This is a genomic window from Arthrobacter sp. J156, from assembly GCF_056172865.1.
This window is the reverse complement of record NZ_CM149650.1, coordinates 605,874-626,605: the sequence shown is the minus strand read 5'-3', so window position 1 is coordinate 626,605 and position 20,732 is coordinate 605,874. Positions and strand designations below refer to the sequence as shown.

Sequence of the window (20,732 nt, the reverse complement as noted above, 5' to 3'; positions counted from 1 at the left end):
AGGTGGCGCGTCAGGCGGTGACTGGTCAGTCCGCCGGGCCCCCGTGGGCGAGAAGGCGCTCGTAGAGCCGGCGCGAGGACGCCTCGAACGACGCGGGCAGGAACAACTCCGCCGCGCCGCCCGCGGCGCGTGAGAGCTTCTCGGCGATGGCGGGATCCTCGGCGAGCTCCACGAGGGCGTCCGCCATCGAGTCGATGTCCGGTGCGGGCGCCATGTATCCGCACGTGGCCAGCCCCTCCCGCAGCTCGGGATCGACGTAGAACACGCCCCGGCCCAAGAGGACGGATTCGACGACGGTCATCGGCTGGTTGTCGAAGCCGAACGAGCTCAGGCACGTGAGGTGCGCCCGCGAGACGAGCCCCCGCACCGTCGCGTTGTCCACCCGCCCGAGGAACTCGACGCCCTCGAGGCCCCGCGCCGCGGCCTTCGCCTCGGCCAGCTGCAGCCCGTCGCCGATGACCGAGACCTGGAGCCGGCCCGGACCGAGGCGCCGGGAGGCCCGGGAGACCGCCTCGAGGAACGGAAGCAGACGCTTCTCGGCCACGCAGCGGCCGATCCAGGCCAGGCGCAGCGGATCCGTCGGGCCGCGGCCCGGCAGCGGCACGGGTTCCGCGTCGATCCGGAAGGTGTTGGGCACCACGACGACGTCCACGAGCCCGGCCGCGCGCAAGTGGCGGGCCTGGTGCGCGGACGGGGAGACGACCGCGTCGGCGAGCCGCGCCGTCGTCAGCGTCATGTTGCGCAGCGCCGCGTCCACGGGCCGTTCGCCCAGGCTGGCCCGCGTGATCCCCCCGTTGGTCAGCCAGCGGTAGAACCCGCGCAGCAACGCCGCGGCAACGGGCTGGAGCGGCATGAGGGCCTGCCAGAAGAAGGTATGCACGGTCAACACCACGGGGATCCCGGAACGTCGCGCCGCGCGGAAGCCGGCGCGGACCAGGCCGAACTCCGAGTGGCAATGCAGGACCTCGACCCCGCGGCGGCGCAGGACGGAAGCGAGCCGGCGCTGCAGCCCCGCCGAGGTGCGGATCAGGGGCAGCCCCACGGCGGGCAGGGTCAGCGAGAAGTCGACCGGTTCCATGTCGATCCGCGGGTGGTCCTCGAGCGCCGGGACCGGGCCGCGCGGCCTCGGGGCGATCACGGTCACCTCGTGGCCCGCATCGGCGAGGACCCGCGCCTGCTGCAGGAAGGCCGTCTGGGCTCCTCCGAGGTACTCCAGGGAGTAGTCGCACATCAGGGCCACACGCATGCCTCCAGCCTAGGCCACGCCGGGCGCCGACCGCCCCGGCGGCACGGCCCGGAGTCCTGGCCGGCCGGACACCGGGTGGCGGGCGCCCCGGCGGCGGGGATAGCCTGCTGCTGACGCGATCGGCCCATGGTGGGCGGCGCCTAAGGATGGACGATGCCCGCACGCACCAACGCCTCCGGGGCCCTCGATGCCCCCCGGCGGATGGCCATGCTCTCCCTGCACACCTCTCCCCTGGCCCAGCCGGGGGCGGGCGACGCGGGCGGGATGAACGTCTACGTGCGCCAGCTGGCCTCGGCTCTGGCGCGCACCGGAATCGAGGTCGACGTCTTCACGCGGGCCGTCGACGGACCGTCCACGACCGACCTGGGCGACGGGGTGCGCGTCCGCCACGTCGCCGCCGGTCCGCGCGGGCCGTTGTCCAAGGAACGCCTGCCGGAGCACCTGCCCCAGCTCGTCGCGGCGATCAACGACTGCTGTGCGGGCCGCTACGAATTGATCCACAGCCACTACTGGATGTCGGGCGTGGCGGGGCTGCGGCTGGCCGCCGACTGGAACGTGCCGCTCGTGCACACGATGCACACGATGGGAGCGGTCAAGAAGCGTCACCAGGCCGGGGCCGAGGAGCCGGACGTCCGCCTCGCCGCCGAGGCGCGCCTCGCCGCGGAGGCCGCCCGGCTCACGGCCAACACCCCGGCCGAGGTCGCGGAGCTCGTGGGCGACCTCGCCGCCGACGCGGGGCGGATCGACGTGGTCCCTCCCGGGGTCGACCTCGGGATCTTCCATCCCGGCGCCGAGCCGCTCTGGGAGGGCCTGCCCGGTCCGTCCCGCGGCGTGGCCGGCGTTGACCGGCCACTGCGGCTGCTCTTCGCGGGCCGGGTCCAGAAGCTGAAGGGCCCGCACATCCTGGTCCACGCGATCGCCGAACTGCACCGCCGGCGCCCGGAGCTCGGCGTCGAACTGGCCCTGATCGGGGCGCACAGCGGAGCCAAGGAGCTCGACCTCCGGCAGGTCATCGCCGACGAGGCGCCGCACCTGGCGGTCCGGATCCTGGATCCCGTGCCCCCGGCGCACCTGGCCCGGTGGTTCGCGGGAGCCGACCTCGTGGCCGTGCCGTCCTACAGCGAGTCGTTCGGGCTCGTGGCCATGGAGGCGCAGGCGTGCGGGACCCCCGTCATCGCGAACGACGTCGGAGGGCTGGCCCATACGGTCCGCGATGGTGCAACGGGGGTACTGGTGCCCGGGCTGGATCCGGTCCTCTGGGCGTCGGCCCTCGAGGCGCTGGTCGACGCGCCCGGGCGGCTGGACGCGTGGGGCGCGGAGGCGGCGCGGCACGCGGCGGGCTTCAGCTGGGAGCGCACCGCCGCGGCCGCGCTGCACAGCTACCGCAACGCCCTCGCCGTCCCGGTCCCCGGCTAGGCGCCGGCGACCGTCGGTTCCACGGATCCGCGGAAATGCCGGCGCCCCGTGCGGCCGTCCCAGCCACTGAACCCGGTCCGGCCGCCGTCCGGCCGGGCCGCGAACTGCACGGTCCCGGGCAGGAAGACGGGTGCCTCGAAGGTGATCTCCCAGCGGTAGCCGCCCTCGACGGGGGCCGTCGAGGCCAACGCCCTCCCTGCGAGATACATGCCGTGGGCGATCTGCCGCTTCAGGCCGAGGGCCCTCGCGCTCGCCGCCGAGAGGTGGATCGGGTTGTAGTCGCCGAGCACCGCGGCGTAGTCCCGTCCCGTTCCCGGACCGAGGCGCCAGGCGCCGGTCCGCGCGGGCGCCGCGACCCCGGCGTCGTCCCGCGCGGGCCGCTCCGGACGTTCGCCGGCCCACACCCCCTTGGCCAGGTAGGTGGAGGTGCCGCGCCACGCCGGGCCGTCGCCGTTGTGCACCTCGCTGACCAGGTCGACCCGCGTACCGGCGTGGTGCGGCGCCAGCTCCTCCGCCCACGCGCGGACCTCGAGCGGCCCGGACACGGCCAGGGGCCGGGCGTGATCCACCCGGTTGGCCAGGTGCACCATGCCCAGGAGCGGCAACGGGAACGAGCGCTCGGCCATGAGCCCCATGGCGACGGGGAACGCGAGCCCGTGGACGAATACGGAGGGGAGCGTGTCCCGGACCGTGTCGCCCATGAGCCGCTGGTAGGCCACGACGCGGGCGGGGTCGGCGCGCACGCCGGCCACGCGGTGCTCGGTTTCCGGCAAGGCTCCCGGCGTCTCCCGCCCGCGCCCGGCCAGGCGGGCGAGGTGCCCGCCGGCCGCGGCGGCGTAGAGCGACGGGAGCGAGGGCGCCGCGTCCAGCTGGACGATCCGGCGGCTCATCGGCCCACCAGGGACTGCCCGCAGACCCGCAGCGTCTGCCCGTTGATCCCGCCGGCGGCGTCGGAGGCGAGGAAGGCGATGGCCTCGGCGACGTCGAGCGGCAGCCCGCCCTGCATGAGCGAGGGCATGAGCATGCGCGCCACGGTGCGGGTCGCGACGGGGATCTTCGCCGTCATGTCGGTCTCGATGAAGCCGGGCGCCACAGCGTTGATGCCGCCGGCGCCCATGCTGCGGGCCGTCGCCGACACCATGCCGATGACCCCGCCCTTCGACGCGGCGTAGTTGCTCTGGCCGCGGTTGCCGGCGATGCCGCTCGTGGAGGCGAGCGAGACGATCCGCAGTCCGTCGATTCCGGCGGCGAGGAACGCCTCGTTCATGGCGAGCTGCGATTCGATGTTGACGGCGATGACGGAGTTCCAGCGGGCAGCGTCCATGTTGGCCAGGAGCTTGTCCCGCGTGATGCCGGCGTTGTGCACGACGATGTCGAGCCCACCGTGGCGGGCGCGGGCGTGCTCGAGGATCAGCGCGCCGGCGTCGGGCCGGGTGATGTCCAGTTGCAGCGCCGTGCCGCCGACCTCGTTCGCGACGGCCGCGAGCGCTCCCCCCGCGGCGGGGACGTCCACGACGACGACGCGGGCGCCGTCGCGGTGCAGGGTCCGGGCGATCGCCGCGCCGATGCCGCGCGCGGCGCCCGTGACGACGGCGGTCTTGCCGGCGAGCGGGCGGTCCCAGTCCTGTGGCAGCGCGCCCCGTCCGGTCTCGATGGCGAGGAACTGGCCGTCGACGTACGCGCTGCGTCCGGAGAGCAGGAAGCGCAGCGCCGCGACGGCCGAGGGGGCGCCGGCGTCGATGCCCTCCCCGAGCAGGATCCCGTTGGCGGTCGCCCCGCCGCGCAGCTCGCGCCCGATCGAGCGCACGAAGCCGTCCACGCCCTGCCGGGCCGCGGCCTCGGCCGGATCCAGCTCGGGCCCGGACGGGCGCGAGACGGAGACGACGCGGCCTCCGGGGGCCAGCTGGCGCAGGGCCTCCCCCGTCTCCAGCGCCACCTCGGCGAGGTCGCGGGGCGCGCGCACGTCGTCGAGGGCGAGGACGACGGCGCCGGCCGTGCCGGGGCCTCCGGCGTGGCGCCTGACGTCGAGCCCCCAGCCGAGCAGGACCCCGGACAGCGCGGCGGCGGAGGCCCCGCCGCCGAGCAGCAGGACGGGCCCCGGGACGAGCGGCGCGGCCGGGTCGTAGCGGCGCAGGATGGACGGCCGGGGCAGTCCCAGGGCCTTCGAGAGCTGCTGGGTCAGTCCGGTGTTGACGAGCTTGAGGTACGCGTCGGCCATGATCAGCGCGCCTCCAGGATCGCGACGACGCCCTGCCCGCCGGCCGCGCAGACGGAGATCAGGCCGCGGCCCGAGCCCTTCTCGTGGAGCATCTTGGCCAGGGTGGCGACGATCCGTCCGCCCGTTGCGGCGAACGGGTGCCCCGCGGCGAGCGAGGAGCCGTTGACGTTGAGCCGGGAGCGGTCGATCGAACCGAGCGGGGCGTCGAGGCCGAGCTTGTTGCGGCAGAAGTCCGGGTCCTCCCAGGCCGCCAGCGTGCTGAGCACCGTGCCGGCGAAGGCCTCGTGGATCTCGTAGAAGTCGAAGTCCTGCAGCGTCAGGCCGTTGCGCTCGAGCAGCCGCGGCACGGCATAGGCGGGGGCCATGAGCAGGCCCTCCTTGCCGTGCGCGAAGTCGACGGACGCGGCTTCGAAGTCGACGAAGTCCGCCAGCATCGGCAGGTCGTTCTCGCGCGCGAAGTCCTCGGAGCCGAGGAGGACGGCCGAGGCCCCGTCGGTCAGCGGCGTCGAGTTGCCCGCCGTCATGGTGGCGCGCTCGCCCAGCTCGCGTCCGAACGCGGGCTTGAGCGAGGCGAGCTTCTCGAGCGTCGTGTCGGGGCGCAAGTTGGTGTCCCGGGTGACACCGCGGAACTCGGTGACCAGGTCGTCGAAGAAGTGGCGGTCGTAGGCGGCGGCGAGGTTACGGTGGCTCGCGAGCGCCAGCTCGTCCTGGGCCTCGCGCGTGATCCCCCACGCCGCCGTCGTCAGGGCCTGGTGGTCTCCCATCGACAGGCCCGTGCGCGGTTCCCCGGTTCCGGGCGCATCGGGGGCGAGGTCGCGGGGACGCAGCTTCGCGGCCGCGGCGAGGCGCTGCGGCAGGGTCCTGGCGCGGGAGAGCTCGAGCAGCACGGCCCGCAGGCCCTCGCTCACGGCGATCGGCGCGTCGGAGGTCGTGTCCACTCCCCCGCCGATGGCCGACTCGATCTGCCCGAGCTTGATCTTGTTCGCGAGCGAGCCGATGGCCTCCAGACCCGTGGCGCAGGCCATCTGGACGTCGTAGGCGGGCGTCTCGGGGGCGAGCGCGGTGCCGAGGACGGATTCGCGGACCAGGTTGAAGTCCCGTGAGTGCTTGAGGACGGCGCCGCCGGCGACGGCACCGAGGCGGTGGCCCTGCAGGCCGAACCGTGCCACGAGGCCGTCGAGCGCAGCGGTGAGCATGTCCTGGTTGGACGCCTGGGAGTAGGCGCCGTTGGAGCGGGCGAACGGGATCCGGTTGCCGCCGATGACGACGGCGGGGCGCACGGCTTCCGCTCGCGCTGCGGACGTGGGCTTTTCGGCCATGGTGTCTCCTTGGGAGTCGCTGCGGGGTCCCGCCGCGGCCGGAGGTGCTTTCTCGCGGCCGGTGTGACGAGGGTTACCGATACCTAGCGTACCTGATACGCTGGGTATCGTGAACATCCCCGCCACGCCCCTTGCCGGGCACCCGGCCGCCCCCGGCGACGGCCGCTCCGCCCGCTGGGACGCCCACCGCCAGTCCCGCAAGCTCGCGCTCGTCAAGGCCGCCCGCAAGGCCGTCCACCGGCTCGGCCCGGCGGCCTCGATGGAGGACCTCGCCACGGCGGCCGGCACCAGCAAGTCGGTCTTCTACCGCTACTTCGGCGACAAGGACGGCCTGCGCCGCGCCATGGGCGAGATCGTCGTGGGGACGATGCGCGAACGCATCATGTCCGCCATGCAGGACGCCTCCTCGCAGGCCGAGGGGCTCGGCTCGATGGTCGGCGCCTACCTGTCGATGGCGGAGACGTCCCCCAACGTGTACTTCTTCGTCACCTCCACCGACCGCGAGTCCCCGGGCGGCACCGCGGATCCCCTCGACCACTTCCTCGCCGAGCTCACCTCGATGATGGCCGGGCACATGCGCGGCTATCTCGCGGGCCACCCCGGGCACGGCGCCCCCGACACGGACCTCGAGTTCTGGCCGCGCGCCGCGCTCGGCATGGTCCGCACCACCGGAGAGGCCTGGCTGCGGATGCCGGCAGACCGCTCACGGCCCACGCGCGACGAGCTCACGGCGGCGCTGCTGCGCTGGCTCGTCCACGGCATCGCGGCCGAGGGCGCCGCGGGCCCCGCCGACACCGACTCCGCCGAACGCTCCAGCTCGGCACACCGACCCGAACGAAAGGCCACGCAGTGACCCAGGAAACCCCCACCTCCCCCGTTCCCGATCCCCGCGTCGACGTCGACGCGCTGGGCGCCCAGCTCCTCGGCAAGTGGGCCGACGTCCGCCGGACCTCTCGCGCCCTCGCGGCCCGCCCGGAGTTCCAGCGCATCGACGGCCAGTCCATGGACGAGCACCGCGACCGCGTCTTCGACCAGCTCCGGCTCCTCGTCCAGGAGAACGCGATCTCCCGCGCGTTCCCCCGCGGCGTCGGGGGCGGCGACGACCACGGTGGAAGCATCGCGGCCTTCGAGGAGCTCGTCACGGCCGATCCGTCACTCCAGATCAAGGCCGGCGTCCAGTGGGGCCTCTTCGCCGGGGCCGTCCTGCACCTGGGCACCGAGGAGCACCATGAGAAGTGGCTCCCGGGCATCCTCTCCCTGGAGATCCCCGGCGCCTTCGCCATGACCGAGATCGGGCACGGATCGGACGTGGCCAGCATCGCGACCACGGCCACCTACGAACCGGAGACGGAGGAGTTCGTCCTCCACACGCCGTTCCGCGCCGCCTGGAAGGAGTACCTCGGGAACGCCGGCATCCACGGCCAGGCCGCCGTCGTCTTCGCCCAGCTCGTCACGCGCGGCGTCAACCACGGCGTGCACGCCTTCTACGTCCCCATCCGCGACGGAGCCGACTTCCTGCCCGGTGTGGGCGGCGAGGACGACGGCCTCAAGGGCGGACTCAACGGCATCGACAACGGCCGGCTGCACTTCACCAACGTCCGCGTCCCGCGCACCAACCTGCTCAACCGCTACGGCGATGTCGCCGCCGACGGCAGCTACAGCTCCCCCATCGCCAGCCCGGGGCGCCGCTTCTTCACGATGCTCGGCACCCTCGTCCAGGGCCGCGTGTCCCTCGACGGCGCGGCGGCCGCGGCGAGCAAGACGGCCCTGCAGATCGCCGTGGGCTACGGCAACCAGCGCCGCCAGTTCAACGCCTCCTCCGACACCACCGAGGAGGTGCTGCTCGACTACCAGCGCCACCAGCGCCGCCTCCTCACGCGCGTCGCGACGACCTACGCCATGGGCTTCGCCCACGAGGAACTGCTCGAGAAGTTCGACGACGTCTTCTCCGGAGCGCACGACACGGACGAGGACCGGCAGGACCTCGAGACCCTCGCTGCCGCCCTCAAGCCCCTCTCGACGTGGAACGCCCTGGACATCCTCCAGGAATGCCGCGAGGCCTGCGGCGGGGCCGGCTTCATCGCCAAGAACCGCTTCACCGCCCTGCGTGCCGACCTCGACATCTACGTGACGTTCGAGGGCGACAACAACGTCCTGCTCCAGCTCGTGGCCAAGCGGCTGCTCTCCGACTACGCGGAGGAGTTCCGCAACCTCGACGCGGGGGTCCTCGCCCGCTACGTCGTCCGCCAGGCGGGCAACGCCGCCCTGCACCGCACGGGTCTGCGGCAGCTCGCGCAGACCTGGGCCGACACCGGCTCGGAGAAGCGCTCGGCCAACTTCCTCAAGGACCCGCAGACCCAGCGGGAGCTGCTCACGGACCGCGTGCGCTCGATGGTCGCCGAGGTCGCCGACGTCCTGCGAGGTGCCGCGAAGCTGCCCCAGGACCGCGCCGCCGCCCTCTTCAACGAACACCAGAACGAGCTCATCGAGGCCGCCCGGGCCCACGCCGAGCTGCTCCAGTGGGAGGCCTTCACCCGGGGCCTCGCCCGCGTGGAGGACCCCGGCACCCGCGCCGTGCTCACCTGGGTCCGCGACCTGTTCGGGCTCGGCCTGATCGAGAAGGACCTCGCCTGGTACCTCATGCACGGCCGTCTGTCCGGCCAGCGCGCCCGGACCCTCGGCCCGTACCTCAACCGGCTCCTCAACCGCCTGCGTCCGCACGCACAGGACCTCGTCGACGCGTTCGGCTACGCGCCGGAGCACCTCCGGGCCGAGATCGCCACGGGGATCGAGGCGGAACGCCAGGAGGAGGCCATGGAGTACCAGCGCCTGCGCCGCGCCTCGGCCGACGCCCCCGTCGACGAGAAGGTCCTCGCCGCACGGCGCAAGGCCGCCGAGAAGGACGCCCCGCGGAGCGTCTCCACGGCCTCCCGCTGACGCACGCGCCTCGGCACCACTGACGCCGGGCCGGCGCCCCACGTGGGGCGCCGGCCCGGCGTCGTCCGTCCTACGGCCCCGCGACGTCCGTCACCGCACCGCGGCGGGGCGGAACCGGTCGCGACCGCCCCGGTGCGCGTCCGGCGTCGTCCTCCCGGCGTCCCGTCAGGCGAGGGCCGAGCGGTAGACCTCGATGGTCTTGTCCGCGATGGCGTCCCAGGAGAAGTGCCCGGCGGCGCGGCGGCGGCCCGCGGCTCCCATGGCCCGGGCCCGCTCCGGATCCCCGAGGGCCCGGACGAGGGCCGCGGCGAAGTCCCGGACGAAGCCCTCCGGATCCAGGGGCGTGCCGGTGCCGTCCTGGACTTGTTCGAGGGGCACGAGGTACCCGGTCTCGCCGTCCGCGACGACCTCCGGGATCCCGCCCGTGGCGCTCGCGACGACGGCCGTTCCACAGGCCATCGCCTCGAGGTTCACGATGCCCAGCGGCTCGTAGATCGACGGGCACGCGAAGACGGTGGCCTGGGCGAGCACCTGGCTGAGCTCGCGCCGCGGGAGCATGCGCTCGATGACGACGACGCCGTCGCGCGAGGACTTCAGCCCCTCCACGAGCCCGGCGACCTCCGCGGCCAGCTCCGGCGTGTCCGCGGCGCCCGCGCACAGCACCAGCTGGACCTCGGGCGGCAACTGGGCCGCGGCCCGCAAGAGGTACGGAACGCCCTTCTGCCGCGTGATGCGGCCGACGAAGGCGACCGTGGGGCGGTCCGGATCGATGCCGAGACCCTCGAGCGTGTCCGTACCGGGGGCGTCGGACCACGCGTCGACGTCGATCCCGTTGTGGACCACGTGGACGCGGTCCGGGTCGATTCCCGGATAGGCGCGTAGGATGTCGGCCCGCATGCCCGCCGAGACGGCGATGACCGCGGCGGCGGCATGGTAGGCGGTCGACTCCGCCCACGAGCTCAGCGCGTACCCTCCACCGAGCTGCTCCGCCTTCCACGGGCGCAGCGGCTCGAGCGAGTGCGCCGAAACGACGTGCGGGATGCCGTGCAGGAGCGATCCCCAATGGCCGGCCATGTTGGCATACCAGGTGTGGGAATGCACGAGCTCGGCGCCGGCCAGGTCCTGCACGATCTCCAGATCGGTGCCCAGCGTCTGGAGCGCGGCGTTCGCCGAGCCGAGGCCGGGCGGGACGCCGTAGCTGGAGACGAGCGCGCCGTGGTAGTCCTCGGGCCGCGGATCGCCGAAGGCACGGATGCGCAGCTCGAGCCGCGGGGCCAGCACGCGCCCGAGCTCCGCGACGTGGACGCCGGCCCCGCCGTAGATCGTGGGCGGGAATTCCTTGGTAACAATGTCTACTCGCACACTCACAACGTAGTCGGTGCGAGCCCGGTCACATAGTGTGACATTGTGGTGATCGTCGAGGTCGGCAGGCCACGCCGGCCCTAGGAAACGAGGGAGTGCCCATGCCCACGAAGAAGGTCCTCGCCATCGTGCTTGCCGGCGGCGAGGGAAAGCGGCTCATGCCGCTGACGGCGGACCGCGCCAAACCGGCCGTCCCGTTCGGCGGCGGCTATCGCCTGATCGACTTCGCCCTGTCCAACGTCGTCAACTCCGGCTACTACCAGGTCGTCGTCCTCACGCAGTACAAGTCCCACAGTCTGGACCGCCACATCTCCGAGACCTGGCGGCTTTCCGGACAGCTGAACAACTACGTCGCCAGCGTGCCGGCCCAGCAGCGCCTCGGCAAGGAGTGGTTCCTCGGCTCGGCCAATGCGATCCTGCAGTCCAAGAACCTGATCACGGACGCCAACCCGGACTACGTCGTCGTGGTCGGGGCGGACCACGTGTACCGGATGGACTTCTCCGAGATGCTCGAGGCCCATATCGCCGCCGGCGTCTCGGCCTCCGTCGCCGCCGTCCGCCAGCCGCTTTCGCTCGCGAACCAGTTCGGCGTCATCGAGGTCGACCCCGACGCGCCGCAGCTCATCTCCGGCTTCGTGGAGAAGCCCGAGACCACGGCCGGGCTCGCCGACGACCCGGAGAGCTTCCTGGCCTCGATGGGCAACTACATCTTCAACGCCGACGCCCTCGTCGAGGCCCTCGAGCAGGACGCCCTCCGCGACGACACGGCCCACGACATGGGCGGGGACATCATCCCCTCCTTCGTCGAACGGCGTGATTGCGCCGTGTACGACTTCACGCTCAACCCCGTCCCCGGGGAGGCCAGCGACGGCAGCCGCTACTGGCGCGACGTGGGCACGCTGGATTCCTACTTCGAGGCCCACATGGACCTCATCGCCCCGATCCCGGAATTCAACCTCTACAACCGGCAGTGGCCGATCTTCACCCGGCCGACCGTCTCCCCTCCCGCCAAGATGGTGCGCGGGGCCGACGGAACGCCCGGCCAGGCCCACGACTCGATCCTCGCGGCGGGCGTCCTCGTCTCCGGCGCGCTCGTCGAGAATTCCGTCCTGGGAACCGACGTCGAGGTCTCCCAGGGGGCCCACGTCTCGCGCTCCGTCCTGCTGGACAACGTGAAGGTCGGGGCCGGCGCGAGGATCCACCACGCGATCATCGACAAGAACGTCGTCGTCCCCGACGGGGTCGAGATCGGCGTGGACCCCGAGGCCGACCGCGCCCGCGGCTTCACCGTGACCCCGTCCGGGCTGACGGTGCTGAGCAAGGGACAGCTCGTCGTGCCGCAGCCGGGGCGCGTCGCCGCGCGGGACTGAGCGGGCCGCCGGGGCGGAGGGGGCCGGGCCCGGAAACGCCCCGGCCCCCCGCCCGGGCCTCCACGATGCCGCGATCGCGGCCCCCGGGCGATAGGGTGTCCCCGACATGAGTGATGCAAGCACGCCCCGTTCCGCCGCGGAATCCGACGACCAGCCCTTCTCCCCCGAGGACCTCGCGGCCTGCCTGCGCGTCCTCGCGGCCGTGCACACGCTGCCCGACGACGACGAGCGCTTCGTCGCCGTGCGCCGCGCCACGGGCAAGATGTTCAAGGAGGTCAAGCGGCACCGGCGCACGCTGGCCCGCCAGGAGGAGCTCGAGGCCGACCGCCGCCTGATGGAGCTCACGGCCACGGGCGCGGCCGACCGCCTCGACGACGAGACGGAGGGCCTGCCGCTGACCTCGACGGCTCCCGGGGCGACGGCGGGCGAGTACCGCCAGCCGCGCAAGTGCTACGTCTGCAAGCAGCCCTTCACGACCGTCGACGCCTTCCACCACCTCCTGTGCCCGAGGTGCGCGGCCGACGGCCGCCACTGGCGCACCGCCGGCACGGACCTCTCCGGCCGCCGCGCCCTGCTCACGGGCGGACGCGCCAAGATCGGCATGCACATCGCCCTGCGCCTGTTGCGCGACGGCGCCCACACGACCATCACGACGCGCTTCCCGCGGGACGCGGCCCGCCGCTTCGCCGCCCTGCCGGACAGCGCCGAGTGGCTGCACCGCCTGAGGATCGTCGGGATCGACCTGCGCGATCCCTCGCAGGTCGTCGCGCTCACCGACCGGCTCCTCGGCGAGGGGCACCTCGACATCCTGATCAACAACGCGGCCCAGACGGTGCGCCGCACGTCGAACTCGTACCGCCACCTCATCGAGGCCGAGGAGGCGCCGCTGCCGCGGGAGCTCACCCCGGCCGGCGGCGGCCCCGAGGTCTGGGGCGCGGGACACCCGCCCGAGGCGCACCCGCAGGCCCTCGCCGCGGCGTTCGACCTCGAGGCCGGCGCGCTCCTGGCGCCGTCGACGGTGGAACCCGCGCGCCTTGCCGAGCTCGCGATGACCGCCGGCTCGGCCTCGCTCGCCCGGATCGCCGAGGGCACCGCGATCGACGCCGGAGGGCTCGTCCCGGACCTCGTCTCGGAGAACAGCTGGACGCAGGTCCTGGGATCCGTCGACGCCCTCGAACTCCTCGAGGTCCAGCTCTGCAACGTCACGGCCCCGTTCCTCCTGGCCGGCCGCCTCCGCCCCGCCCTGGCGGCCTCGCCCGCACGGCGGAAGTACATCGTGAACGTCTCCGCCATGGAGGGCCAGTTCTCGCGCCGCTACAAGGGCGCGGGCCACCCCCATACGAACATGGCCAAGGCCGCCCTGAACATGCTCACCAGGACGTCCGCCGAGGAGATGCTCGAGACCGACGGCATCCTCATGACCGCCGTCGACACCGGGTGGATCACGGACGAGCGCCCGCATGCGGACAAGGTGCGGCACGCGGCCGAGGGCTGGCACGCGCCGCTCGACCTCGTCGACGGCGCCGCCCGCGTCTACCACCCCATCGTGGAGGGCGAGCGCGGCACGGACCTCTACGGCTGCTTCATCAAGGACTACCGGCCCTCGGCCTGGTAGGCGCTCAGGCCAGGCGCGTGACCTTGACGCTGACGTCGAGCGTGACGCCGCGGCCACCGGCCTGGATGCCCTTGAGCGGGCTCACGTCGCGGTAGTCCCGCCCGCGCGCGACCGAGACGTGCAGGTCGCTGGCCGGCTTGTGGTTGGTCGAATCCCACGACCTCCACTCGCCGTCCCACCACTCGACCCAGGCGTGCGACTGCCCGGCCACGGTCTCCCCGATCGCCGCTTGCGGCCGCGGGTGGATGTAGCCGGAGACGTAGCGCGCGGGGATGCCGAGCGAACGCAGGGCGCCGATCCCAAGGTGCGCCAGGTCCTGGCACACGCCCCGACGCTCCGCCCAGACATCCTCGGCCTTGAAGTGCACGCCCGTGACGCCGGGAACGTACTCGACGTTCTCCTGCAGCCACGCCAGCACGCCGAGCGCGGCCTCGTGGGGCGTCGCGGCGCCGGCCAGGTGGGCGACGGCCGCGACGACGTCGGGGCCGGGCTCGCTCAGCGCCGACTGCGGAAGCCAGTCGGAGAACTCCCCCATGGCGGCCTCGTCCCCCAGGACCTCCCAGCCGGCCAGGTGCTCGGCGCCCGCCGGACGCTCGGAGCGGTGCACCTCGACGGTCGCCTCGGCGTCGACCTGCAGGTAGTCGTGGGGCGTGCCGACGTCGAACGCGGTGACCCGCGTGCCCCAGTAGTCCCGGTACTGCTGCACGGCTCCGGCACCGGGCAGCACCTGGACGGTGCTCTCCAGGACCACTTGCTGCGCATCGGTGAGCGGAGACATCCGGGCCTCGTTGTAGGAGAGCCCGACGCGCCCCTCGTAGTCGTAGCGGGTCGTGTGGTGGATCTTCAGTCGGCTCATGAGATTTCTCCAACCCACGCGGTGTCGGCCGCGCGCGAGAAGTACTTGCGGGTGACGGCGTCGGAGGCCTGCGCGCAGGCCTTCTGGACGCGTTCCATGTGCTCGGGCAGTTCCTGCAGGAGGTCGTCCGAGGGATGGAACTCGAGGAAGGACCGGGCCTGGCCGACGATCCGCCGGGCGTCGGAGTCGAAGCCGACGCGGCGCAGGGACGGGTCCAGGCGCCGCAGGCAGGCCTCGGCCTCCGAGAGCGAGTAGACGATCGAGCGGGGGAAGAGCCGGTCGAGCAGGAGGAACTCGGCGGCGTGCTTCTCGCCGAAGGCCGAGCGCTGCGTGCGCAGGAACGACTCGTAGGCGCCCGCGCAGCGCAGCATGTTCACCCAGGACAGCCCGGAGGCCTGCGTGTCCGCCGTCGAGAGCATCCTCGCCGTCATGTCCGCCTTTTCGAGGGCCCGGCCGAGCTCGAGGAAGTTCCACGACTCGTCCTTGCTCATGGTCGTGTCCGCGGAGCCGCGGACCATGGCCGTGCGCTCGAGGACCCAGTGGCAGAAGCGGAAGGTCCCGACGACGTCCTTGCGGTGCTGGCTCAACCCGTTCCACGTCGTGTTCAGCGCCTCCCAGAGGGAGGAGGAGACGGTCTCGCGGGCGCGCCGGGCGTTCTCGCGGGCCGCCCCGAGGGCGCCGGCGATCGAGGCGGCGTCGGCCCGGTCGTAGGCCATGTGGTGCAGCAGCTCGGCGAGGCCGAAGTCCTCGTCGTCGGTGCGCGCACCCATGACGGCCATGAGCTCCCGCGAGGCCACGCGCTGCTCGGCGAGGGGGAGCTGGTTGAGTCGTTCCAGGTGGACGTCGAGGATGCGGGCGGTCCCGTCGGCCCGCTCGATGTAGCGGCCGATCCAGAACAGCGATTCGGCGATGCGGCTCAGCATGTCGTCTCCTCCTTCAGCGGGTCGGGGGTCGTGTCCGTGGGGTTCACTGCTGCTGCTGCTCGGCCTGGCCGTCGGGGTCGGCATCCCGCGTGCCGACCTCGATGGGCCACACGTTCCTGGCCGCGCGGGAGGACCCGGAGCCGGAATCCGGCGCCGCCGCGGGTCCCGCCGTGCCGTCGACGACCCACGTGTCCTTGGATCCGCCGCCCTGGGAGGAGTTCACGATGAGCGATCCCTCCTTCAGGGCCACGCGGGTCAGGCCGCCGGGCAGGACCCAGACGTCGTCGCCGTCGTTGACGGCGAAGGGGCGCAGGTCCACGTGGCGCGGGCTGAAGCGGTCGCCGGCCATCGTGGGCACCGTCGAGAGCTGCAGGACCGGCTGTGCGATCCAGCCGCGCGGGTCCTTCAGGACGCGGGCGCGCAGGGCGTCGAGCTCGGCGCGGCTCGCATCCGGCCCGATCACGAGGCCCTTGCCGCCGGATCCGTCGACGGGCTTGACCACGAGCTCCGCGAGCCGGTCCAGGACCTCCTCGCGGGCCGCGGGCTCCTCGAGCCGGTAGGTGTCCACGTTGGGGATGACGGGGTCCTCGTGCAGGTAGTAGCGGATCAGGTCCGGGACGTAGCTGTAGATGAGCTTGTCATCGGCCACGCCGTTGCCGATCGCGTTGGCGATCGTGACGTTGCCGGCCCGTGCGGCGTTGATGATCCCGGGGCAGCCGAGCACGGAGTCGGCCCGGAACTGCTGCGGGTCGAAGAACTCGTCGTCGATGCGCTTGTAGATCACGTCCACGCGCTGTTCGCCCTCGGTCGTGCGCATGTAGACGCGGTTGCCGCGGCAGACCAGGTCGCGCCCCTCGACGAGCTCGACGCCCATGAGGCCGGCGAGGAGCGTGTGCTCGAAGTAGGCGCTGTTGAACACGCCGGGGGTCAGCACGACGACGTTGGGGTCCTCGACGCCGCCCGGCGCCGTCTTGCGCAGCGCCGCGAGGAGCCGGCGCGGATACTCGTCGACGCCCCGGATGTTCTGCTGGCCGAAGGCCTCGGGCAGGCCCTTGGCCATGGCCCGCCGGTTCTCCATGACGTAGGAGACGCCCGAGGGCACGCGCACGTTGTCCTCGAGGACGCGGAATGTGCCGGCCTCGTCGCGGACGAGGTCGATTCCGGAGATGTGCACGCGCACCCCTCCGGCGGGCTTGAAGCCGTGGACCTGGCGGTGGAAGTGGGCGCTGGAGGTGATGAGCTTGCGCGGGACGACGCCGTCGGCGACGACGTGCATCTTGTCGTAGACGTCGTCGAGGAACGCCTCGAGGGCCTTGACGCGCTGGGCCACGCCGACCTCGAGGACGTGCCATTCCTCGCCGGAGAGGACGCGGGGCACGATGTCCAGCGGGAACGGCCGCTCCTCCCCCGCGAAGTCGAAGGTCACGCCCTTGTCCAGGAACGTGCGCGCCATCGAGTCGGCGCGCGCCGCGACGTCCGCCGGGGTCAGTTCCCCGAGGGCCGCGGACACCTGGCGGTAGGCCTCACGGACGGCGTGGTCGCGCTCGAACATCTCGTCGAAGGCCGTGGACCGGTCCTGCGCTGCGGCATAGTCGGCAAATAGATCGGACATGAGAGCTAGATAACCACGTCCGGGGCCGACTTGGCATCCCCGAAGCGCCGGTGTCGTGCCGCGGCGTCGAAAGCGGGTAGCGTTACAGCCGCCCGAAAGGATCCCCATGTACCCTGTGCCGGCTCCGCGCCGCCGCGCCGTGGCGTTGGCGCCGGGCCTCGCCGCGGCCGCTGCCGCCGTCGGCCTCGCCTTCGCCGCCGCCCGAATCCTGCCGGGCATCCCGGCGCTGACGTGGTGCGTCGTCCTCGGCCTGGCCCTCGGCTCCGTCCCGCTGCCCCGGGCCGCCGTGCGTTTCCGCGCGTCGCTGGACGCCGGGCTCGACGTCGCGGCGATGCACCTCATGCGCGCCGGGATCGTCCTGCTGGGCCTGCAGCTCGCGCTGTCCGACGTCGTGGCGCTCGGCTGGGCTGGCCTGGCCGCGGTGGCCGGCGTCGTGGCCGTCGCCTTCGCGGCCACGTGGGCGGCGGCCCGGGCCGCGGGGCTGCCGGGCGACCAGCCGGTCCTCCTGGCGGCGGGGTTCTCCATTTGCGGCGCGAGCGCGGTCGGCGCGCTCGCCCAGGCGCGTGGCACCTCGCGCGACGCGGGGCTCCCCGTGGCGCTCGTGACGTTGTGCGGGACGCTCGCGATCGCCGCCCTGCCGGCGGCCAACCTCCTGCTGGGCCTCGGCCCGGTGGCGTTCGGCCACTGGGTCGGAGCCTCGGTCCACGATGTCGGGCAGGTCGTCGCTACGGCGCAGTCCGCGGGGTCCGCGGCCCTCGCCGCCGCCGTCGTGGTCAAGCTCGTCCGGGTCCTGGCGCTCGCCCCGGTCGCGATCGCCGGCGGCTGGCTGGCCCGTTCCGGGAACGACGCCGGGGCCTCCCGGTGTCCGCCGCTCGTGCCCTGGTTCGTGGCCGGCTTCGCGGCCGCATGCCTGCTCCGCTCCACCGGCTGGGTGCCGGCACCCGTCCTGGACGGGGCCCACGTGGCGCAGGAGCTCCTGCTGGGCGCGGCCCTCGTGGGGCTGGGCTTCGCCATCCGGCCGCGCGAGCTCCTGGGCCAGGCCCGGCGGGCCCTCGGCGTGGCGCTGGTAGCGTGGGCCGCGGTCGCCGCGGCGGGCCTGGGGGCGGCCTGGATCATCGCCTCGACGTGATCTAAAACACTTATTTCATGATTGAATGGGACCGTGGAACCGAACAGCACCCTCATGGACACCGGCCGCAACCTCTCGCGTGGGGAGGCCGCGGAACGCTCGCGGATCCTGACGACGCGCTCCTACGAGGTCTTCCTCGACCTCTCCGGAGCCGAGGACCCCGGCGCCACGGGATATCCCTCGCGCACCACGGTCGAGTTCGACTGCGCCGAGCCCGGGGCCGCGACCTTCCTGGACTTCATCCACGGCGGCGTCGACGCGGTCGAGCTCAACGGCGAGGCCCTCGACCCCGCCCGGTGCGCGGGCCCGTCCCGGATCACCCTGGCCGGACTGCGGGAGCACAACACGGCCACCGTCCACGGCACCGCGCTCTACAGCAGCAGCGGCGAGGGGCTGCACCGCTTCACGGACCCGGCGGACGGGGCGGTCTACCTCTACACGCAGTACGAGCCCGCCGACGCCCGCCGGGTCTTCGCCGACTTCGAGCAGCCGGACCTCAAGGCCTCCTTCACCTTCTCCGTCCGCGCCCCGCGCGGCTGGCACGTGGCCTCGAACCGCTCTGCCGACACGGTCGAGGACCACGGCGACGGGACGGCGACGTGGACCTTCGCCCCGACGGAGCGGATGTCGACCTACATCACGACCATCCTCGCCGGCCCGTACCACTACGTGACGGACAGCTGGGAGGGGACGATGCCCGACGGCACCTCCCTGACGATCCCGCTCGGCGCGTCCTGCCGCGCCTCGCTCGCCCCGCACTTCGACGCGGAGGCGGTCTTCGACGTGACCAAGCGCGGGCTCGACTTCTTCCACCGGCTCTTCGACTACCCGTACCCGTGGGGCAAGTACGACCAGGCGTTCGTCCCGGAGTACAACCTCGGCGCCATGGAGAACCCCGGCCTCGTGACGTTCACGGAACACTACGTCTTCACGTCCCGCGCCACCGAGGCCCAGTACGAGGCCCGCGCGAACACGATCATGCACGAGATGGCGCACATGTGGTTCGGCGACCTCGTGACGATGCGCTGGTGGGACGACCTCTGGCTCAAGGAATCGTTCGCCGACTACATGGGCACGCTCGCCGTCGACGAGGCGACGGACTTCGAGACGGCGTGGACGACGTTCGCCAACCGGCGCAAGGCCTGGGCGTACGTGCAGGACCAGCTGCCCACGACCCACCCGATCGTCGCCGACATCGGCGACCTCGAGGCGGCCCGCCAGAACTTCGACGGGATCACCTACGCGAAGGGCGCCTCGGTCCTCAAGCAGCTCGCCGCGTTCGTCGGGCGCGACGCGTTCGAGGAGGCGACGCGCGCCTACTTCCGCCGCCACGCCTACGGCAACACGTCCCTGCAGGACTTCCTCGACGTCCTCGCCGAGGCCTCGGGCCGGGACATGGGCACCTGGTCCCGTGCCTGGCTGCAGACGGCGGGAGTGCCCGTGCTCGGGATCGAGCTGGACGAGGACGACGCCGGGGCCGTCACCTCCGCGCGGCTCGTCCAGGAGGGGCTCGACCCCGCCACGGGGGCGGAGGTCCTGCGGCCCCACGTGCTGCGGGTGGGCTCGTTCGAGCTCCGCGACGGGGCCCTCGAACGCACGGGAAGCCTCGAGGCGGAGATCGCCGGCGCCTCGGTGGAGCTGTCCGGGCTGGCCGGCCGCCCGCGCCCCGCGCTGCTGCTGCCGAACGACGCCGACCTGAGCTATGCCAAGGTCCGCTTCGACGACGGGTCCCTCGAGGTCCTCCTCGGGCACCTCGACACCCTGCGCGAACCGCTCGCCCGCGCGACCGCCTGGGCCTCCCTGTGGAACATGGTGCGGGACGCGGCCCTCGAGGCCCCGCGGTTCCTGGACGCCGTGCGGCGCATGGCGGGTTCCGTGGGCGACGTCGGCGTCCTCGCGACGCTCCTGTCCCAGGCCGGGACGGCCGTGAGGCTCTATTGCCCGCCCGCCGTCCGCCGTGAGGAGCACCGGCTCCTGGCCGCGGCGCTGCGGGGGCATCTGGACAGCGCGGCGCCGGGTTCCGACCTGCAGCTCGCCTTCGCGCGCTCCCTCGTCTCGTTGGCGCGCGACGGCGGCCTCGACGACTTCGTCGAGGCGCTCCTCGGCGAGGCGCATCCCGTGGACGGCCTCGTCGTCGACGAGGAGTTGCGCTGGGCCCTCCTGCAGGCCGCGGCGGCGCGGGGACTCGTCGACGCCGAGCGCCTCGAGGCGGAGCTCGTGCTGCGCCCCTCGGCCGCGGCGTCCGTCGGGCACGCGCTTGCGTTGGCCTCGCGGCGCGAGGCCAACGTCAAGCGCGCGGCGTGGGACGCCGCGCTGAGCGGCCGGGACGCGGCGGGCCGGGAGCTGTCCAACGACCGCCTGAGCGCCGTCGTGGCCGGGTTCATGGTCGGCGGGCACGCGCTGCTCGATCCGTTCTACGCCGAGTACTGGCCCGCGTTGCGGGGCCTCTGGGAGCGCATGAGCATCGGGCAGGCGACGCGCGTGGTCCAGGGGCTGTTTCCCGGCGCCCAGGACCTCGGCGAGGAGGGCCCGACGGACCACCCCGTCCTGGCCGCGGCGGATGCCTGGCTGCGCTCGAACGACGACGCGCCGCGCGCCCTGCGCCGGATCATCCTCGAGCAGCGTGACCAGTTGGCGCGCAGCCTGCGCGCGCAGTCCGTCGTCGTCTAGCCCGGCAGCCCGTCACCGAAGACGCGGGTGCCGCCGCGGCGTGCGGCGGCACGGGCCCT

Annotated in this window: 15 protein-coding genes; 7 read left to right on the top strand and 8 right to left on the bottom strand. The window is 73.1% G+C overall.

Translation table 11 applies throughout. The features are described from left to right. Positions 1 to 25 precede the first annotated feature (25 nt). Positions 26 to 1,246, bottom strand: a complete 1,221-nt coding sequence (locus tag AC0QR5_RS02925) for a glycosyltransferase family 4 protein (protein ID WP_329861507.1) — start codon at positions 1,244 to 1,246, stop codon at positions 26 to 28. A 153-nt stretch (positions 1,247 to 1,399) separates the two neighbouring features. On the opposite strand from AC0QR5_RS02925, the gene AC0QR5_RS02920 reads away from it, so the two are divergent. Then, positions 1,400 to 2,662 (top strand): glycosyltransferase, encoded by a 1,263-nt coding sequence (locus tag AC0QR5_RS02920; protein WP_329861508.1) that lies wholly within the window; start codon positions 1,400 to 1,402, stop codon positions 2,660 to 2,662. Here AC0QR5_RS02920 and AC0QR5_RS02915 read toward each other — a convergent pair. From AC0QR5_RS02915 to AC0QR5_RS02905, 3 genes are read right to left on the bottom strand one after another with little or no spacing between them, the layout of a single operon-like run. Further along, on the bottom strand, positions 2,659 to 3,552 hold the full coding sequence (locus tag AC0QR5_RS02915; protein ID WP_329861510.1) for a MaoC family dehydratase: 894 nt from the start codon (positions 3,550 to 3,552) through the stop codon (positions 2,659 to 2,661). The genes AC0QR5_RS02920 and AC0QR5_RS02915 overlap by 4 nt on opposite strands. Then, complete coding sequence (locus tag AC0QR5_RS02910; RefSeq protein WP_329861512.1) at positions 3,549 to 4,880, bottom strand: 3-oxoacyl-ACP reductase; 1,332 nt, start codon at positions 4,878 to 4,880, stop codon at positions 3,549 to 3,551. The genes AC0QR5_RS02915 and AC0QR5_RS02910 overlap by 4 nt, the downstream gene beginning before the upstream one ends. A gap of 2 nt (positions 4,881 to 4,882) precedes the next feature. Beyond that, the gene (locus AC0QR5_RS02905) at positions 4,883 to 6,199 is read right to left on the bottom strand and encodes an acetyl-CoA C-acetyltransferase (RefSeq protein WP_329861513.1); all 1,317 of its coding nucleotides are present in this window, start codon (positions 6,197 to 6,199) and stop codon (positions 4,883 to 4,885) included. 109 nt (positions 6,200 to 6,308) lie between these two features. Between AC0QR5_RS02905 and AC0QR5_RS02900 the strand changes: the two genes are divergently transcribed. Then, positions 6,309 to 7,052 carry a TetR/AcrR family transcriptional regulator gene (locus tag AC0QR5_RS02900; RefSeq protein ID WP_329861514.1) on the top strand — a complete coding sequence of 248 codons (744 nt, stop codon included), beginning with the start codon at positions 6,309 to 6,311 and terminating at the stop codon, positions 7,050 to 7,052. Then, on the top strand, positions 7,049 to 9,136 hold the full coding sequence (locus AC0QR5_RS02895; protein ID WP_430632727.1) for an acyl-CoA dehydrogenase family protein: 2,088 nt from the start codon (positions 7,049 to 7,051) through the stop codon (positions 9,134 to 9,136). Before AC0QR5_RS02900 ends, AC0QR5_RS02895 begins: the two co-directional genes overlap by 4 nt. Before the next feature lie 165 nt (positions 9,137 to 9,301). On the opposite strand, the gene glgA is transcribed toward AC0QR5_RS02895, so the two are convergent. Beyond that, positions 9,302 to 10,498, bottom strand: a complete 1,197-nt coding sequence (gene glgA / locus AC0QR5_RS02890) for a glycogen synthase (RefSeq protein ID WP_329860153.1) — start codon at positions 10,496 to 10,498, stop codon at positions 9,302 to 9,304. A 95-nt stretch (positions 10,499 to 10,593) separates the two neighbouring features. Here glgA and glgC point away from each other — a divergent pair, with 95 nt between their 5' ends. Next, positions 10,594 to 11,868, top strand: coding sequence for a glucose-1-phosphate adenylyltransferase (glgC, locus tag AC0QR5_RS02885; RefSeq protein WP_329860152.1), 1,275 nt, complete (start codon positions 10,594 to 10,596; stop codon positions 11,866 to 11,868). A gap of 106 nt (positions 11,869 to 11,974) precedes the next feature. Then, positions 11,975 to 13,483, top strand: coding sequence for an SDR family NAD(P)-dependent oxidoreductase (locus AC0QR5_RS02880; protein ID WP_329860151.1), 1,509 nt, complete (start codon positions 11,975 to 11,977; stop codon positions 13,481 to 13,483). A 4-nt stretch (positions 13,484 to 13,487) separates the two neighbouring features. Here AC0QR5_RS02880 and AC0QR5_RS02875 read toward each other — a convergent pair whose 3' ends face one another. From AC0QR5_RS02875 to AC0QR5_RS02865, 3 genes are read right to left on the bottom strand one after another with little or no spacing between them, the layout of a single operon-like run. Continuing rightward, positions 13,488 to 14,339, bottom strand: coding sequence for a transglutaminase family protein (locus tag AC0QR5_RS02875; RefSeq protein ID WP_329860150.1), 852 nt, complete (start codon positions 14,337 to 14,339; stop codon positions 13,488 to 13,490). Beyond that, positions 14,336 to 15,262 (bottom strand): alpha-E domain-containing protein, encoded by a 927-nt coding sequence (locus AC0QR5_RS02870; protein ID WP_329860149.1) that lies wholly within the window; start codon positions 15,260 to 15,262, stop codon positions 14,336 to 14,338. Before AC0QR5_RS02870 ends, AC0QR5_RS02875 begins: the two co-directional genes overlap by 4 nt. 43 nt (positions 15,263 to 15,305) lie before the next feature. Continuing rightward, positions 15,306 to 16,874, bottom strand: a complete 1,569-nt coding sequence (locus tag AC0QR5_RS02865; protein ID WP_329860148.1) for a circularly permuted type 2 ATP-grasp protein — start codon at positions 16,872 to 16,874, stop codon at positions 15,306 to 15,308. A 106-nt stretch (positions 16,875 to 16,980) separates the two neighbouring features. Here AC0QR5_RS02865 and AC0QR5_RS02860 point away from each other — a divergent pair, with 106 nt between their 5' ends. Continuing rightward, on the top strand, positions 16,981 to 18,003 hold the full coding sequence (locus tag AC0QR5_RS02860) for a YeiH family protein (protein ID WP_329860147.1): 1,023 nt from the start codon (positions 16,981 to 16,983) through the stop codon (positions 18,001 to 18,003). A 33-nt stretch (positions 18,004 to 18,036) separates the two neighbouring features. Next, entirely contained in the window at positions 18,037 to 20,673 is a 2,637-nt protein-coding gene (gene pepN, locus AC0QR5_RS02855; RefSeq protein ID WP_329860146.1) for an aminopeptidase N, read from the top strand. Positions 20,674 to 20,732: the final 59 nt, after the last annotated feature.

Coding starts and splice junctions, on each gene's coding strand:
- AC0QR5_RS02860 (WP_329860147.1), top strand. CDS start 16,981: ATGTACCCTGTGCCGGCTCCGCGCCGCCGCGCCGTGGCGTTGGCGCCG.
- AC0QR5_RS02880 (WP_329860151.1), top strand. CDS start 11,975: ATGAGTGATGCAAGCACGCCCCGTTCCGCCGCGGAATCCGACGACCAG.
- AC0QR5_RS02910 (WP_329861512.1), bottom strand. CDS start 4,880: ATGGCCGACGCGTACCTCAAGCTCGTCAACACCGGACTGACCCAGCAG.
- AC0QR5_RS02920 (WP_329861508.1), top strand. CDS start 1,400: ATGCCCGCACGCACCAACGCCTCCGGGGCCCTCGATGCCCCCCGGCGG.
- AC0QR5_RS02905 (WP_329861513.1), bottom strand. CDS start 6,199: ATGGCCGAAAAGCCCACGTCCGCAGCGCGAGCGGAAGCCGTGCGCCCC.
- AC0QR5_RS02925 (WP_329861507.1), bottom strand. CDS start 1,246: ATGCGTGTGGCCCTGATGTGCGACTACTCCCTGGAGTACCTCGGAGGA.
- AC0QR5_RS02865 (WP_329860148.1), bottom strand. CDS start 16,874: ATGTCCGATCTATTTGCCGACTATGCCGCAGCGCAGGACCGGTCCACG.
- AC0QR5_RS02915 (WP_329861510.1), bottom strand. CDS start 3,552: ATGAGCCGCCGGATCGTCCAGCTGGACGCGGCGCCCTCGCTCCCGTCG.
- AC0QR5_RS02875 (WP_329860150.1), bottom strand. CDS start 14,339: ATGAGCCGACTGAAGATCCACCACACGACCCGCTACGACTACGAGGGG.
- AC0QR5_RS02870 (WP_329860149.1), bottom strand. CDS start 15,262: ATGCTGAGCCGCATCGCCGAATCGCTGTTCTGGATCGGCCGCTACATC.